This is a genomic window from Streptomyces sp. NPDC101151 (assembly GCF_044768335.1).
Taxonomy (GTDB): Bacteria; Actinomycetota; Actinomycetes; order Streptomycetales; family Streptomycetaceae; genus Streptomyces.
The window spans coordinates 20,355-36,034 of record NZ_JBIWPP010000051.1; the positions used below are offsets into that span (position 1 = coordinate 20,355).

At 70.6% G+C, this 15,680-nt stretch carries 12 protein-coding genes; 10 read left to right on the forward strand and 2 right to left on the reverse strand.

All coding sequences use genetic code 11. The annotated features are described in order from the left end of the window. Window positions 1-61 precede the first annotated feature (61 nt). Complete coding sequence (locus ACIRU3_RS42925; RefSeq protein WP_404069065.1) at window positions 62-1,936, forward strand: glycoside hydrolase family 3 N-terminal domain-containing protein; 1,875 nt, start codon at window positions 62-64, stop codon at window positions 1,934-1,936. A 71-nt stretch (window positions 1,937-2,007) separates the two neighbouring features. Here ACIRU3_RS42925 and ACIRU3_RS42930 read toward each other — a convergent pair whose 3' ends face one another. Beyond that, window positions 2,008-3,366: a cytochrome P450 gene (locus ACIRU3_RS42930; RefSeq protein WP_404069068.1), complete on the reverse strand. Its 1,359-nt coding sequence runs from the start codon at window positions 3,364-3,366 to the stop codon at window positions 2,008-2,010. 117 nt (window positions 3,367-3,483) lie between these two features. On the opposite strand from ACIRU3_RS42930, the gene ACIRU3_RS42935 reads away from it, so the two are divergent. Further along, window positions 3,484-4,491, forward strand: a complete 1,008-nt coding sequence (locus ACIRU3_RS42935) for a LacI family DNA-binding transcriptional regulator (RefSeq protein WP_404069071.1) — start codon at window positions 3,484-3,486, stop codon at window positions 4,489-4,491. A 451-nt stretch (window positions 4,492-4,942) separates the two neighbouring features. Here the strand turns inward: ACIRU3_RS42935 and ACIRU3_RS42940 are convergent, their stop codons facing one another. Then, window positions 4,943-5,950 carry an alpha/beta hydrolase fold domain-containing protein gene (locus ACIRU3_RS42940; RefSeq protein WP_404069073.1) on the reverse strand — a complete coding sequence of 336 codons (1,008 nt, stop codon included), beginning with the start codon at window positions 5,948-5,950 and terminating at the stop codon, window positions 4,943-4,945. Window positions 5,951-6,232: 282 nt separating this feature from the next. Here ACIRU3_RS42940 and ACIRU3_RS42945 point away from each other — a divergent pair, with 282 nt between their 5' ends. The 8 genes from ACIRU3_RS42945 to ACIRU3_RS42980 all read left to right on the forward strand — a co-directional run bounded on the left by ACIRU3_RS42945 (window position 6,233) and on the right by ACIRU3_RS42980 (window position 15,638). Beyond that, window positions 6,233-6,715, forward strand: coding sequence for an ATP-binding protein (locus ACIRU3_RS42945; RefSeq protein ID WP_404069076.1), 483 nt, complete (start codon window positions 6,233-6,235; stop codon window positions 6,713-6,715). A 161-nt stretch (window positions 6,716-6,876) separates the two neighbouring features. Then, on the forward strand, window positions 6,877-8,502 hold the full coding sequence (locus ACIRU3_RS42950) for an AMP-binding protein (RefSeq protein ID WP_404069078.1): 1,626 nt from the start codon (window positions 6,877-6,879) through the stop codon (window positions 8,500-8,502). Window positions 8,503-8,594: 92 nt separating this feature from the next. Beyond that, window positions 8,595-9,089 carry an acyl-CoA thioesterase gene (locus ACIRU3_RS42955; RefSeq protein WP_404069081.1) on the forward strand — a complete coding sequence of 165 codons (495 nt, stop codon included), beginning with the start codon at window positions 8,595-8,597 and terminating at the stop codon, window positions 9,087-9,089. 99 nt (window positions 9,090-9,188) lie between these two features. Further along, window positions 9,189-11,561, forward strand: coding sequence for a bifunctional salicylyl-CoA 5-hydroxylase/oxidoreductase (locus tag ACIRU3_RS42960; protein WP_404069084.1), 2,373 nt, complete (start codon window positions 9,189-9,191; stop codon window positions 11,559-11,561). 13 nt (window positions 11,562-11,574) lie between these two features. Next, a complete protein-coding gene (locus ACIRU3_RS42965; protein ID WP_404069087.1) occupies window positions 11,575-12,615 on the forward strand; it encodes a carbon-nitrogen hydrolase family protein in 1,041 nt (346 codons plus the stop codon). Continuing rightward, window positions 12,612-13,724 carry a cupin domain-containing protein gene (locus ACIRU3_RS42970; RefSeq protein WP_404069090.1) on the forward strand — a complete coding sequence of 371 codons (1,113 nt, stop codon included), beginning with the start codon at window positions 12,612-12,614 and terminating at the stop codon, window positions 13,722-13,724. Before ACIRU3_RS42965 ends, ACIRU3_RS42970 begins: the two co-directional genes overlap by 4 nt. A 184-nt stretch (window positions 13,725-13,908) precedes the next feature. Continuing rightward, complete coding sequence (locus tag ACIRU3_RS42975; RefSeq protein ID WP_404069093.1) at window positions 13,909-14,814, forward strand: fumarylacetoacetate hydrolase family protein; 906 nt, start codon at window positions 13,909-13,911, stop codon at window positions 14,812-14,814. A 29-nt stretch (window positions 14,815-14,843) separates the two neighbouring features. Then, window positions 14,844-15,638 carry an Asp/Glu racemase gene (locus tag ACIRU3_RS42980; protein ID WP_404069096.1) on the forward strand — a complete coding sequence of 265 codons (795 nt, stop codon included), beginning with the start codon at window positions 14,844-14,846 and terminating at the stop codon, window positions 15,636-15,638. Window positions 15,639-15,680: the final 42 nt, after the last annotated feature.

Consider the following 15,680-nt stretch of genomic DNA (forward strand, 5'->3'; position numbering starts at 1 on the left):
CTGACCAGCTCGGGACCGGCCTCTTGTCGATACTCAGGCTCACGAAACGGAAGACGTACCCATGGCCCACAACGTGACGGCCCGGCCGCGCACCCTCACCGCTCCCGACGGCACCACCTTCCGTGACCTGAACGGCAATGGGGTGATGGAGCCCTACGAGAACCCGCGCCTGTCGGTGGACGAGCGTGTCGCCGACCTCCTCGGCCGCATGACCCTGGAGGAGAAGGCCGGCCTGATGTTCCAGACCATGATCACGATCAATCCGGACGGATCGCTGGTGGAGCCGGAACCCGGGGCGGCCGACGACGATCCGATGCGAGCCTCCACCCGCGCCATGGTGACCGGCAGGCTCATGAACCACTTCAACCTCTTCGGCGCGGCGGCCCCGCGCCGCATGGCCGAGTGGAACAACCGTCTCCAGGACCTGGCCGCGACGAACCGCCTCGGGATCCCGGTGACGATCTCCACCGACCCACGCCACGGTTTCGTCGACAATCCGGCGGCCGGCGCCCACACCGAGGGGTTCTCCCTGTGGCCCGAGCCGCCCGGTCTGGCCGCGACAGGGGACGAGGAACTCGTGCGCCGGCATGCCGACATCGTCCGCCGTGAGTACCTCGCCGTGGGCATCCGCCTGGCCCTGCATCCCACGGCCGACCTCGCCACCGAGCCCCGGTGGGCCCGCATCCTGGGTACGTTCGGCTCCGACGCCCAGGTGGCCGCACGCATGGTCGCCGCCTACGTCCGTGGCCTCCAGGGCGACACGCTCGGCGTGCACAGCGTGGCGGCCATGACCAAGCACTTCCCCGGGGCGGGCCCGCAGAAGGGCGGAGAGGACGCCCACTTCCCCTACGGCCGCGAACAGGTCTACCCCGGCGGCAACTTCGACTATCACCTGATCCCCTTCGAAGCCGCTTTCGCCGCGGGCACCTCGCAGATCATGCCCTACTACGGCATGCCGGTCGGAACTCAGTACGAAGAGGTGGGCTTCGGCTTCAACAAGGGCGTCATCACCGGGTTGTTGCGCGAGAAGTACGGCTTCGACGGTGTCGTCTGCACCGACTGGGGCCTGGTCACCGACAGCCGGATCTTCGGTTCTCCCTTCCCCGCCCGCGCATGGGGCGTGGAGCATCTGGACCGGCTCACCCGCGTGGAACGGATCCTCGACGCAGGTGCCGACCAGTTCGGCGGCGAGGCCGCGCCCGAGCTCGTCGTGGAACTGGTCCGCACGGGCAGGATCGGCATCGAACGCGTCGACGCCTCCGTGATCCGCCTCCTGCGCGAGAAGTTCCTTCTCGGTCTCTTCGACGACCCGTACGTCGACCCGGACGCCGCCCAGGAGATCTGCGGCTGCGACGAGTTCACCGCCGCGGGGCTGGCCGCCCAGAGCCGGTCGATCACGATTCTCAAGGACCGCCCGAGCGAGGCGGCCGAGCCGATCCTGCCCTTGAGTGCCGGCATCCGGATCTACGTCCAGGGCATCGACCCCGAGGTCGCCGGGCGGTACGCCACCGTGGTGGACCGTCCGGAGGAGGCGGATGTCGCGCTGGTCCGGATCGCCACTCCGTACGAGCCACGGACCGAAGGCTTCGAGAACTTCTTCCACGCGGGCCGCCTCGACTTCACGGAGGAGGAACTGCGGCCGTTGCTGGCGACCGCCGCGGCCGCGCCGACCGTCTTCGACGTCTTCCTCGACCGCCCCGCGATCCTTCCCGAGATAACGGACAGGGCGGCAGCCCTCGTGGCCGACTACGGCGCCTCGGACGTCGCCCTGCTGGACGTCCTCTTCGGCCGGACGAAGGCCGAAGGGCGGCTGCCCTTCGAGCTCCCCCGCACCATGGACGCCGTCACCGCCGGCCATGAGGACGTACCCGACGATTCGCATGACCCGCTCTTCCCGTACGGCCACGGGCTGGACGTGGAACCGCGCACGCAGTGAACGGACTCTGCCGGAGCGGGCGTCGCCGGACGGAAGAGCCGTGTCCGGCGACGCCCTCTTCGCGGGGTGGGCTACCAGCCGCCGAAGGAGTTCCACCATCCCCAGCGCTGTGCCGGCGCCTCTCCCGGCACACGGTCGTCGCGCCGCTTGGCCGGCGCCTCCACGACGGTCGGGGGAGGTGCGACCGTGCCGGGCCCGGCGTCCGCCGGGTGGGGCGCGGAGAACACGACGGGCAGCTCCGTCGGGGCCGCGCTCCACAGTGAAGCCCGCCGGACGGCGCCCTCCGGGAAGGCGGGGCGGATGCCGGGGAGCCGGTCCAGGAGCACCCCGAGCGCCGTCTCGGTGATCAGGCGAGCCGCTTCCTTGGCGGGGCAGCCGTGCGAACCGGTGCCCCAGGCCAGATGCGCCCGCGTGCGGGAGGCCGATGCGTCATCGAGTTCCGGGTCGGTGTTGGCGGCCGCCAGACAGGGGATCACCAGGTCGCCGTCCCGAATGCGGCGCCCTGCCAGGACCACGTCCGCGGTCGCCCACCGGCCGGCCACGTTCGGCACCGGTGCGCCCGAGCGCAGTGCGTGCTCGACGATGTGGGGCACCACGCTCGCGGTGCCCGTCGCCAGGCTCGGCGCGTCGTGGCTGAGGAGAAGCTGTGCAGCGCTGCCGATCCAGCTGATGGTGCTCTCGGCACCGATCAGGACGAGAGCGAGCAGGTTGTGCGCGACCTCGTCATCGGTCAACGGAGTCTCCTGGGCCAGCCATGAGGTGAGGTCGGGTCCTGGCCTGACGCCGCGTTCGGCCACCAGTCGGCCGAGGGCCTCCAGCAGTTCCGCCTCTGCCGACGGGGCCCCGGGGAAGGCGTTCACGACGGTCTGGAGCAGGAGATCGAGAGTGGTGAACGAATCCTCGGACACGCCCAGCAGATGGGCGAACACATGCCACACGAGAGGCCGGGCGTAGTCGGCCATGAGGTCGGCGCCGGCCCGCGCCGCCCAGGCGTCCACCAGTGCGTTCGCCCGGTGCCGGACCAGCCGGTTCAGCTGTCTCATGTCGATGCGGCCGAGAGCCGCGGTCATGGCACCCCGGTGCCGCAGATGCTCTTCCCCGTCGAGCCGGGAGGCGGCGGGGCGAGGACCGAGCAGGGGCAGCAACGGTGTGTCCCTCGGCAGCAGTCCGTGGAAGACGGCGTTCCAACGGTGTGGGTCGCTGGAGTAGAGCTCGGCGTTCCAGATGACCTCCAGCACTTCCCGGTGGTTGAGCACCAGCCAGGCGGCGACGCCCGGGGCGATCTCCACCGCGGCGACCGGTCCACTGCGTCGGCGCAGACAGGCGTACGCGGCGTCGAGGTCCTGTTCCTTCGCCGGGCCGTGCAGCGGGGTGAGGCCCGGGGCGTACGGGCAACCGGGCGCGGAGCCGGTGTGGCTCGATGGTTCCATCGGACTCCTTCGGTGGTGTCTGGGCTGGTCCGGCGGCGTACCGGGAACGCCGCTCAGTAACGCGTGTAACCTGGAGGTGAGCCGGTCGGACGACCGGCAGGAACGTGGAAGGACGTCATGGGCCAGGAGCCGACCGCACCGGCAGCCGTCACGAGCGCGGACGTGGCGCGTCTGGCGGGGGTGTCGCGGGCGACCGTGTCCTTCGTCCTCAACGACACACAGGCGCACCGGGTCAGCGCCACCACACGTGCCCGGGTCCTGGCGGCAGCCCAGCAGCTCGGCTATGTACCTCATGCCGCCGCACGGTCCCTGCGCGCCGGCCGCAGCAACCTCGTCCTCATACCGGCGTCCGTCTCGGCCGTCGGCAGCCTGGTCAGCGCCTGGATCGACGACCTGCAGAGCGAACTGGAACGGCACGGCTACATCACCGTGCTGCATGCCGGGCGCTTTTCCGACGCCGTGAGCGCCGCCCGGGCCTGGGCCGAACTGCGCCCGGCTGCGGTGATGGCCCTCGACGGTGACAGCCTGACCGACCAGGCCGCCGAGGTCCTGAGCAGGGCCGGAGTGCGGGGCGTGATGGCCTTCGCCTCCCGGGAGGTGAAGGGCGTCCACACCATCGACTTCGATCACGCACGCGTCGGCGCACTCGCTGCCGAGCACCTCGTCGCCCGCGGGCGGCGGCACATCGGCGTGGTCATGCCGCGGGAGCGCGGCCTTGCCGCCTTCGCCCGGCCACGCCTGGCCGGCGCCCAGGCCGTCGCCGCCCGCAGCACCGCGGCCGTCACGGCGGTCGAGATGTCCTACACCCACGACTCCGCAGCCGAACTGGCCGAACGGTGTTCCGAGTTGGAACTGGACGGCGTCTTCGCCTACAACGACGAGTACGCGGCGCTGCTGCTGCACGCGCTGCGCAGCAAGGGGTTCTCCGTCCCGGACGAGATGGCCGTGGTCGGCGCCGACGACCTGGTGCTGTCGGCCCTGCAACAGCCGCCCCTGACGACCGTCCGACTGGACCTGCCCACGCCCGCGCGGGTCGCCGACGCCCTGCACGAGCTGGTCGACGGGGGCACGGTGCCCGACATCCCGGGCATGCAGCCGGTCCTTGTCCCCCGTCGGTCCTCCTGATCCGTCGGTCCACCGGCGGCGGCAGGGACAGGTGACCGATCCGCCTGTCCGGCCGGCAGTGGTGTGCACAGCCACCCCGGCATGAGGGCGGCACCCGCGCGATTGTCGTCGGATCTCCGCAGCACCGGCCGCGCCGGGCGGGTGAGCACTGCGGCGGCGAACGCGGCGGTTGACGAGCAGGAGGACCACCCCGAGCGTGAGCGCGCCGCGGTGTGCGGACGCGGAGGCCGGGCGGCCGTGCCACGGGGCAAGGGGAGCCGGAGCCGGGAGTTCAGCCGCCGGAGTGCTGGACATGGGGTACCTCTTGCGGCCGGAGGCCGCCGTCGGCCGGTGGGCACGTGATGGTGGGCAGACTCGCCGGGTGCCGGACTCCTGGGAGCCGGCGTGGTGATCGGAAGCGAGACCGGGCAAGTGGCACCGGACCCTCCGGTCGGCGCCGCCCGCGCGTGCGTCAGCGGTGACGGGTGGTGCCTCCCGGCTCATGCGTCCCGGCTCGTGCGCCCAGGTGGCGGGCGAGGAAAGTGACGCTGTCGGAGACGATGGGCGTCACGTCGGGGGTGCCGAGGAAGATGTGGTCGGCGCCTTCCACCGGCTGCAGGGTGACCTGACCGCCGGCGCGCTCAAGGCTCTCGGCGAGTACTTCGCTCTGGCTGTACGGCACGAGACCGTCGGCCGTCCCGTGGATCAGGAGGAAGGGAGGAGGAGTGGCCGGACCGGCGTAGGTGACCGGGCTGGCCACCCGGGCGAGTTCCGGCAGTTCCGCGGAGGTGCCGCCCAGCAAGGCGGTGAACGGGTTGGGGTACTCGGGGCCGGGTGGGGAGGGCGGCAGAGCGTGCGACAGCAGAGAGCCCAGGTCGGACACCCCGTACCAGTCGACGACGGCCCGCACGGCACTGTCCTCGTCCCGAACGCCCTCGACACCCTCAAGCGCCGTCGCGGCATCGGTGCCGTCGGCGCGGACGAGCCCCGCGAGCGCGGCCAGGTGGCCGCCCGCCGATTCTCCCCAGACGCCGATCCTGTCCTGGTCGATGCCGAGGTCGGAGGCGAAGCGGCGCACATAGCGAATGGCGGCCTTCACGTCGTGCAGCTGTGCCGGGAACGGAGCCTCCAGGCTGTGCCGGTAGTCGATGCTCACCACAGCGAGACCGGCATCCAGGATCATGCCGTACAGCAGCTCGACGGGCACCGTCGGAGGCGGGAAGCGCCGGTCGCCGTCGAGCCAGCCGCCCCCGTGGATCCACACCACGGCCGGCACCGGCTCCGCGGACGCCGGTACCTGCGCATCGAGCAGACGGGGCCGGTATCCAGGCGTGCGTGCGTACGTCACCGCGTCGAAGCGGCGCACACCGTCCTGGCCGACCAGCGGGGGAGGGGGAGTGAGGAAGGAAGGCGGCGGCCATTCCATGTCGACGGCGGCGGTCGGCGGTACGGCCGTCTCCGTAGGGAGTGATGAGGTCATGTCGCCTCTTTCTGCGGGCGTGGGTGGGGCGTCAAGGGGGGGTGGGCACTGGGCAGGCCTGTGCGAAGGCTCGTGAGCTTTAAGGCGTTTCTAAATGAATGTCTGAAATGCCCTTGTGTTCGTCTCGGGGTCGACCTAGGCTGTTACACGTGTAACACGTCAGATGTACCGGAGTAAACGCCTGGGGGTCATTCGGCGATATGCGACCGTGTCGCCGTGCAGAGCTGGCACGTTACACGAGAAACCCAGCGTGCGCTGTGCGCACTTGCCCGGGGAGTCCTCATGCTTGGCCCCACTCCGTCCGCGACCTGTCCGCTGTCGCCGCCGCTGCGCGCGGTGCCCCTCCCGCCCGACCGGTCCCCGGCGCGCCGCCTCGTCCACTGGGCGGTGGAGGCGGCGGCCGTCTCGGTCCCCGAGGTGCGAGCGTCCATGCGCCGCGCGCTCGAGGACTGGCACGTCGCGCCGGAACGGATCGAGGTGCTGCTGCTCGTCGGGTCGGAGCTCCTGGCCAACGCGGTCCGGCATGCGGGCGGCGTGGCCGGCCGCCTGTGTGCCACGGTCACCCTCGCCGGTGGCTGGGTGCAGCTCGACGTCGCCGATGGGGATCCCCGCCTGCCGCACGTCGGCCTCGATGCCGGCGGGGAGGCGGAGGGTGGTCGCGGTCTCGCGATCGTGGACTTCCTGGTCGGCGAGGCCGGCGGTGACCTGGCGGCCTTCCGTGTCCTGTCCGGCAAGGTCGTCCGGGTCCGCATCCCTGCCGCCTGAGCCTCACTCGGGCGCCGTCGTGCCGCCGGGATCGAAGGTCGCCCCTGCCTCGGTCCCGCGGGCCGCCACCAAAAAGTTTGTCGAGAAAACTTGACGCTCGTCAATTTGGCGAAATACTTGCCGCACTCCCTCTGCTGCCCCGAGACCGAGGTGTGCGCCCCATGGAGCTCTCCCCGTCCGCCCACGTGGACACCTTCTGCCGTGACCGACTGCCTCCCTTCCCTCTCTGGCCCCAACTGCCCTTCGAACTGCCCGAGTTGCGTTATCCGGACCGCCTCAACTGCGCTGTGCGCCTGCTCGACGACGCCGTCGCGCTCTGGGGAGCAGACCGGCCCTGCCTGCTCACGCCGACGGACAGCTGGACGTACGGTGACCTGTTGCGCCACGCCAACCAGGTCGCCCAGGTGCTCACCGAGGACCTGGGACTGATTGCCGGGAACCGTGTCCTGCTGCGTGGCCCCAACAACCCCTGGCTGGTTGCCTCCTGGTTCGGGGTGCTCAAGGCCGGCGGCGTCGCGGTCACCACGATGCCTCTGCTGCGGGCCGCGGAACTCGCGGAACTGCATGACATCGCCCGTCCGGCCGTAGCCCTGTGCGACCACCGGTACCTCGACGAACTCGAGGCCGCCGACACACCAGGACTGACCGTCCTCTCCTACGGCGGAGTGGCCGACGACGACCTGATCGGTCGCTGCACGGCCAAGGACGGTGTGTTCGCCGGCGTCGTCACCGCCGCCGACGACGTGGCTCTCATCGCCTTCACCTCCGGTACGACCGGACGGCCGAAGGCGACGATGCACTTCCACCGGGACGTGCTGGCCAACGCCGACACGTTCTCCCGGCACATCGTCAAGCCGCGCCAGGACGACGTCTTCACCGGCACGCCGCCGCTGGCCTTCACCTTCGGACTCGGCGGACTGGTCGTCTTTCCGCTCCACGTCGGCGCGGCGACTCTGCTCATCGAGCAGGCGTCGCCGCAGAGGCTGGCCGAACTCGTCGCCGAGCACGGTGTCACGGTCCTCTTCACCGCCCCCACCGCCTACCGGGCGATCATGGCTGCCGGAGCCGTGGACCGTCTGGCCGGTCTGCGGCGGTGTGTGTCCGCCGGGGAGGCGTTGCCGGCGCAGGTGTGGGAGGACTTCCATGCCGCGACCGGACTGCGCATCATCGACGGCATCGGCGCCACCGAGATGCTGCACGTCTTCATCTCCGCGGCCGACGACGACATCCGCCCGGGGGCCACCGGCAAGCCCGTTCCCGGGTACCGCGCGATGGTCGTCGACCCCACGGGTGCACCGGTAGCCGACGGGGAGCCCGGCCTCCTCGCCGTCACCGGTCCGACGGGATGCCGCTATCTCGACGATCCGCGCCAGACGACGTACGTCAGGAACGGCTGGAACATCACCGGGGACACCTATACACGTGATGCGGACGGCTACTTCTGGTACGTGGCCCGAAGCGACGACATGATCGTCTCGTCCGGCTACAACATCGCCGGCCCCGAGGTCGAGAAGGCGCTTCTCACCCATCCCCGTGTGGCGGACTGCGGCGTCGTCGGTGCGCCGGACGATCGCCGGGGCATGGTCGTCAAGGCGTACGTGGTCCTGTGCGACGGTGTCGCCGCCGACGACGTGACCGTCAAGGAACTCCAGGACCACGTCAAGCAGGCCATAGCCCCCTACAAGTACCCGCGCGCCGTCGAGTTCGTGAGCGAGCTGCCGCGCACCGGCAACGGCAAGCTGCAGCGCGGCGAGCTGCGTCGGCGTGCCGTCGACGCGATCGGCTAGCGCCCTCCCCCTCGCGACGCGGGCACCGCTCGCGTCGGCCTGTCGCCGGAACTCACCGCAGCCGACCGGATCGGCTGACGAAAGGCATCGCCATGGAAACCCCCGACACCCAGCGAGAAACCCCGCTGATCGGCACGTGTGCCGATGGGCATGACCAAGCCTGCGTGGCGGACCTGCCCAGCATTGTCATAGAGCGTCGCGTCGAATGGCCCGACACCGATGCCGCAGGCCACTACCACCATTCCACCGTGGTGCGGTGGGTGGAGGCGGCCGAGGCCGCCCTGCTGCGCCGCCTGGGCCTGGCCCACCTTTTCGGCAGCACTCCGCGTGTCCACTTCGAGGCCGACTACCGGGCGCGGCTGTGGTTCGGAGAGCTCGTGCGCATCGAGCTGCGCGTCGCCAAGGTCGGGACCACATCGCTGCACTACGCCTTCAGCGTGCGTGGCCAGGGCGAGGAGGAGGCGGCCACCGGCCGGATGGTGATCGCCCACTCCGCGGCCCGGGCCTTGGGGGCCACCCCCTGGCCGGATGAGGTCCGCCGTCTCTTGGCCGAGGCGGGGCCGCAGGCTCCCGAATCCCTGAGCTGAGCCGGACGGACCCGTGCGAACTCAACAGCGTTATCGAGTTTTCTTGACGAGCGTAGGAATTGCGGCATACGTTGTTCCTCGGACCACAAGGAGGACGCCGTGCGCGTAGCAGTCATCGGCGGAGGGCCCGGCGGGCTGTACTTCGCGGCCCTGTCCAAGCAGTTGTCCCCGCAGTGGGAGATCACCGTCTGGGAGCGCAACGCGGCCGACGACACCTTCGGATTCGGTGTGGTGTTCTCCGACGAGACCCTCGACGGCATCGCGCAGGCCGACCCGGAGATCTACCGGGCCATGTCGGCCGAGTTCGCCCGCTGGAGCGACATCGACGTGCGCCACCGGGGCCGGACACTCACCTCGGGCGGCCACGGATTCGCCGCACTCGGCCGCAAGCGCCTGCTGCAGATCCTCCAGGAGCGGTGTGCGGCACTGGGGGTGGACGTGCGTTACCGCACGCAGGCACCGCCCGCCGCCGAACTCGCCGACGCCTACGACCTCGTGGTGGCGTGCGACGGAGTACGGTCCCAGACGCGGGGCGCGTACGCCGGCACCTTCGGACCGGATCTGGATGAACGGCACTGCCGTTACATGTGGCTCGCGACCGACAAGGTGTTCGAAGCCTTCACGTTCATCGTCGCCGAACGGGACTTCGGGTCCCTGCAGGTCCACGCGTACCCGTTCGACGACAGCCGCAGCACCTTCATCGTCGAGATCGACGAAGACTCCTGGCGGCGCGCGGGATTCGACGCGTTCGCCAGCCGTGACCTGCCACCCGGGACCAGCGACGAGCAGAGCATCCGGCGGTGCGAGGAGATACTCGCCGACCACCTGGACGGCCATCGGCTGATACCCAACGGTTCCAGGTGGATCCGCTTCACCACCGTGCGCAACAGGACCTGGCGCCACGAGAATGTGGTCCTGCTCGGCGACGCCGCCCACACGGCGCACTTCTCCATCGGCTCCGGCACCAAGCTCGCCATGGAGGACGCCCTCGCCCTGGCGGCCTGCCTCCATGAGCACCCGGACGTGTCCAGTGCCCTCGCCGCGTACGAGGCCGAACGCAAGCCCGTGGTGGAGTCCACACAGCGGGCCGCACAGGCGAGTCTGGAATGGTTCGAGAACGTCGGCCGCCACACCGGGCAGGACCCCCTTCAGTTCGCCTTCAACCTGCTCACCCGCAGCCGACGTGTCACCTACGACAACCTCCGGGTGCGCGACCAGGCATTCACCGACGCGGTGGACACCTGGCACGCGCAACACACGGCGATCGGCGGACGGGCCGACTCGGCGCCTCCGATGTTCCGGCCGTTCCAGACGGGCGGTCTGCGCCTGCGCAACCGTGTCGTCGCACCGCCCATCGCGCTGTACTCCGCGCAGCACGGTGTGCCCGGAGACGTCGAGCTGGTCCATCTGAACACGCAGGCGCTGGGCGGCCCGGGTCTTGTCATGGCAGGTATGACGGCTGTCACCGCCGACGGACGTGCCACACCCGGCTGCCCGGGTCTGTACACCGACGAGCAGGAAGCGGCGTGGCGTCGCATCACCGCCTTCGTCCGCCGGCAGTCGGACAGCTGCCTCGGCATCCAGCTCACCCACGCCGGACGACGCGCCGCGACCAGCACGCCGCGGGCGGACGGCCGCTGCACGCCCCTCGGCGACGACGGGTGGCCGCTGGTCGCGGCGTCCGCCCTGCCCTGGGACGCGGCGAGCACGACACCTCGCGAGGCGACCCGCGAGGACATGGACGCCCTCGTGCAGGACTTCGTCACCGCGGCCCGCCGCGCCGACCGGGCAGGCTTCGATGTGCTGGAACTCCAGTACGGACACGGTCACTTGATGTCGGGCTTCCTGTCACCGCTGACCAACACACGGACGGATGCCTACGGCGGCAGCCTCGCGCATCGGATGCGCTTCCCCCTGGAGGTGCTGCGCGCGGTCCGCGCCGTATGGCCCTTCGGCAAGGCCCTGATCGTCCGGATCTCGGCCAGCGACTGGGCCGACGGAGGGATCGGTGAAGACGACGTGGTCGGCCTCTGCCGCGCCCTCGCGGACGCCGGGGCGGACGCCATCGACGTGTCCACCGGAGAAGTCGTCGCCCACGAGCAGCCGCGCTACGGCCGCAGCTACCAGACGCCCTACGCCGATCTGATCCGCAACACCGTGGGCATACCCGTCATCGCCGTTGGCGCCATCTCCACGTACGACGACGTCAACTCCCTCATCCTGGCGGGCCGGGCCGACCTGTGCGCCGTCGGCCGCGCCCAGCTGCACGACCCGCTGTGGACGCTGCATGCCGCGGCCGCCCAGCAGTACACGGGACCGGCCGCGCCCTGGCCGGCCTCCTGGAAGGCGGGCAGCGGCAGGCCGCCCGGCGCCCGAACCGACCGCGTACCGCCCCGCCTTCAGCTGCTCCGGGACGCTCCCGCCCCCGTGCACCAGCGGTGGCTTCCCAGGCCCGCTGCGACCACCGTCTGACATGGAGGAACAGATGCAGAAACTGCCCCGCTTCACAGCGGCAGCAGTGCAGTCCTCGCCCGTCTTCCTGGACCCGGCGGCCACGGTCGACAAGGCCGCGTCCCTGGTGGCGGAGGCCGCGTCCCACGGCGCCGAACTCGTGGTCTTCCCGGAAGTCTTCGTTCCCGGCTACCCGTACTGGAACTGGACCATGAACCCCGTGCAGGGCTCGCCCTGGTTCGAGCGTCTGTGGCGGGCGTCCGTCGACATACCCGGCCCGCACGTGGACGCGCTGCGCGCCGCTGCCCGACAACACGGTGTCGTCGTGGTCATCGGCGTCAACGAACGAAGCCCCCACAGCCTCGGCATCCTCTACAACACCCTGCTGACCATCGGTCCCGACGGCGAACTCCTCGGCGTGCACCGCAAGCTCGTCCCCACGTGGGCGGAGAAACTGACCTGGACGGGCGGGGACGGAAGCTCCCTCCAGGTCCATTCCACGCGCATCGGGCCGCTCGGCGCCCTGGCCTGCGGTGAGAACACCAACACGCTCGCCCGCTTCACCCTTCTGGCCCAGGGAGAGCTGGTCCACGCGGCCAGTTACATCGCGCTGCCGGTCGCACCGCAGGACTACGACATGGCGGACGCCATCGCCGTCCGCACGGCCGCCCACAGCTTCGAGGGCAAGCTCTTCTCCGTCGTCGCCTGCTCCACGATCTCCCCGGAGATCGTGGACACCGTCGCCGGCGACGACGAGGACGTGCGCCGCATGCTCGCCCGCCCGCGCAGCGCACTCTCGGGGATCTTCGGGCCGGACGGCCGCCCCGTCACCGAGCCGCTCATCGACGACGAGGGCATCGTCTACGGCGACATCGACCTGGCCAGGTGCATCCAGCCCAAGCAGATGCACGACATCGTCGGCCACTACAACCGCTTCGACGTCTTCCGCCTGCACGTCGACAACACCCCACGCACCCCGGTCACCTTCACGACCGACCCCGCACATCACCCCACCGCCCCGCCGCTCTCGACGGACGACACGTGCAGCGACGTCGCCACGAAGGAGGAATCATGACCGCCGAACACGACGACGACAGGCTGGGCCGGGCCCGCGTGTCCGACACCCCCGAGCTCACCGCCTACTACGGCGAACTCGCCGAACTGGACGCCGGCGCCCTGTGGACGGTCGCGAACGACATCGAGCCCTGGTACCCGCAGCCGAAGTCCCTACCGGTCCTGTGGCGCTACGACGCCCTGCGACCCCTGGTACGCAAGGCGCTCGACCTGGTCAAGGCCGACGACGCCGGACGTCGCGTCGTCATGCTCGTCAACCCCGGCCGCAAGGACGTGAGCGCCGCCGTCGGCCTGCTGTACACCGGCCTGCAGATCATGGGACCGGGGGAGTCCATGACCGCGCACCGCCACCAGGCCGCCGCCCTGCGCTTCGTCCACGAGGGCAGCGGTGCCTGGACGATCGTCGACGGCCAGAAGCTGAAGGTCGGCCCCCGTGACTTCGCCATCACCCCCAACGGCACCTGGCACGAGCACGGCAACGACGCCGACGACGCCCCCGTCATCTGGCAGGACGGCCTGGACATCCCTCTCGTCAACGCCCTGGACGCGGGCTTCTACGAGGTCCACCCCGAGCTGTATCAGCAGCCCGGAAAGATGATCAACTCCTCGGTCCTCACCTACGGCGCCAACCTGCTGCCCTACGGGGCCGAGAAGTGGACCCGCCCCTACTCGCCTCTGCTCGCCTACCCGTGGGAGCCCACCTACCAGTCGCTGCGCAACCTCGCCAAGGCCACGGAGGGCTCCCCGTACGACGGCGTCATCGCCGAGTACACCAACCCCGTTACCGGCACCTCCGTGATGCCCACCATGGGCGCCCACATGCAACTCCTGCGGCCGGGCCAGGCCACCAAGGCCCACCGCCACACCGGGTCGGTCGTCTACACCGCGGCGAAGGGCCGGGGCTGTTCGGTCATCGCCGGACAGCGCTACGACTGGCAGCAGGGCGACATCTTCTGCGTCCCCTCCTGGGCCTGGCACGAACACGCGAATCTCGACCAGAGCGAGGACGCCTGCCTCTTCTCGTTCAACGACTTCCCCGTGATGCGTTCCCTCGGCTTCCACCGCGAAGAGGCGTACACCGACAACGGCGGGCACCAGCCCACCGTGTGAACCGCCGCCGCGCCGGGACCGCCGGCCCTGACACCGGTCACCGGCGCGGCGGCCGTGCAACCGGCGGCGATCCCGCCCCGCGCCCCATCGCCACGGCGGCGGGGCGGCGGCGCGCGGACATCAGACGCACCGCCGCCCCGCACCCTCGCTGTCCTTCCCCTCCGTCACCCACCAAGGAGCCCGCATGCGACTCGTGACCTACACGGTCGACTCCGCTGCCGCCCGTCTCGGGGCCCAGATCGACGACCGCGTGATCGACCTCGCCGCCCTGGCCGCCCACCACGCCACCGAACTCCCGCAGGACCTGCTGACGTTCATCGGCGCGGGCGCCGACGTCCACGACACCGCTCGGCGCCTGCTCGACGGCGACGCATCCGAATGGCCAGCCGAAGCCGTGCACAGTGTCGAGCAGGTCGTCCTCAACGCCCCGTTGCGCCCCGGCAAGATCATCGGTGTCGGCCTCAACTACGTCGAACACGTCGAGGAATCCAGCCGCAGCCTGGACACGGACAAGGAACTGCCGCCTCGTCCCGTCCTCTTCAGCAAGCCCGCCACCGCGGTCACCGGCCCAGGCCGGCCGATTCTGCACAACGGCGACCTCACCCAGCAGCTCGACTGGGAGTGCGAACTCGCCGTCGTCATCGGCCGCACCGCCTTCCGCGTCAGCGAGGACGACGCCTACGACCACATCTTCGGCTACAGCATCGTCAACGACATCAGCGCCCGCGACCAGCGACGCTCCGGCCAGTGGTTCTTCTCCAAGGGCCAGGACTCCTACGCGCCCTTCGGACCCGCCGTCGTCACCGCCGACGACATCGACGACCCGATGAGCCTGGACCTCGAACTGCGCGTCAGCGGCGTCACGAAGCAGAAGTCGAACACCCGGCACATGCTCTTCCCCATCGCGCGCCTCATCGCCGACATCTCCTCCGGCGTGACCCTCGAACCGGGCGACGTCATCGCCACCGGTTCACCCTCCGGGGTCGGCGCCGGGATGGTGCCCCCCGAGTTCCTGGCCCCCGGCGACCTCGTGGAAGCCACCGTCGAGCACATCGGCACGCTCACCAACCCGGTCGTCGACGCCCGCTGATCCGCACCCCCCAGTTCCCCGGAGAGACCATGGCCCACCGAACCTGTCGCATCGGCCAGATCGTGCCGAGTTCCAACGTCACGATGGAGACCGAGATCCCCGCCATCCTGCGCGCCCGCGAGAGCGTGGCGCCGGAACGCTTCACCTTCCACTCCAGCCGCATGCGGATGACCCACGTCACGCCCGAGCAGCTCAAGTCCATGGACGCCGACTCCGACCGCTGCGCCGTCGAGCTGTCCGACGCCCGGGTGGACGTCCTCGGCTACGCGTGCCTGGTCGCCATCATGAGCATGGGACTCGGCTACCACCGCACCTCCGAGGAACGCCTGCACGCCCGCACGACGGAGAACGGTGCTCCTGCCCCGGTGGTCACCAGCGCCGGCGCCCTCGTGCACGGCCTGCACACCCTGGGAGCCAGGAAGATCGCGCTCGTGGCCCCGTACATGCGGCCGTTGACCCGGACGGTGGTCGAATACCTGACCCACGAGGGCATCGAGGTCCTCGACTACGAAGCACTGGAGATCGCCGACAACCTGGACGTCGCCGCGCACGACCCCGCCAGGCTGCCCGGTATCGCCCGCGCCCTCCAGTACACCGACGCGGACGCCGTCGTCCTCTCCGCCTGCGTCCAGATGCCGTCCCTCGGCGCCGTCGAGGAGGCCGAACAGCTCCTCGGGAAACCCGTCGTCTCCGCCGCGATCTGCACCGCGCACCAGATGCTGCGCACCCTCGGCCTGCCTGCCGTCGCGCCCGGAGCGGGCCACCTCCTGTCCGGTGCGTACGCCGAGACACCGCTGCCCCCGCGGGAGGCGACCGCCGGATGACCGCTCACCCGAGCCTCGGTCCACCGGCCCGGCAGAACCGGG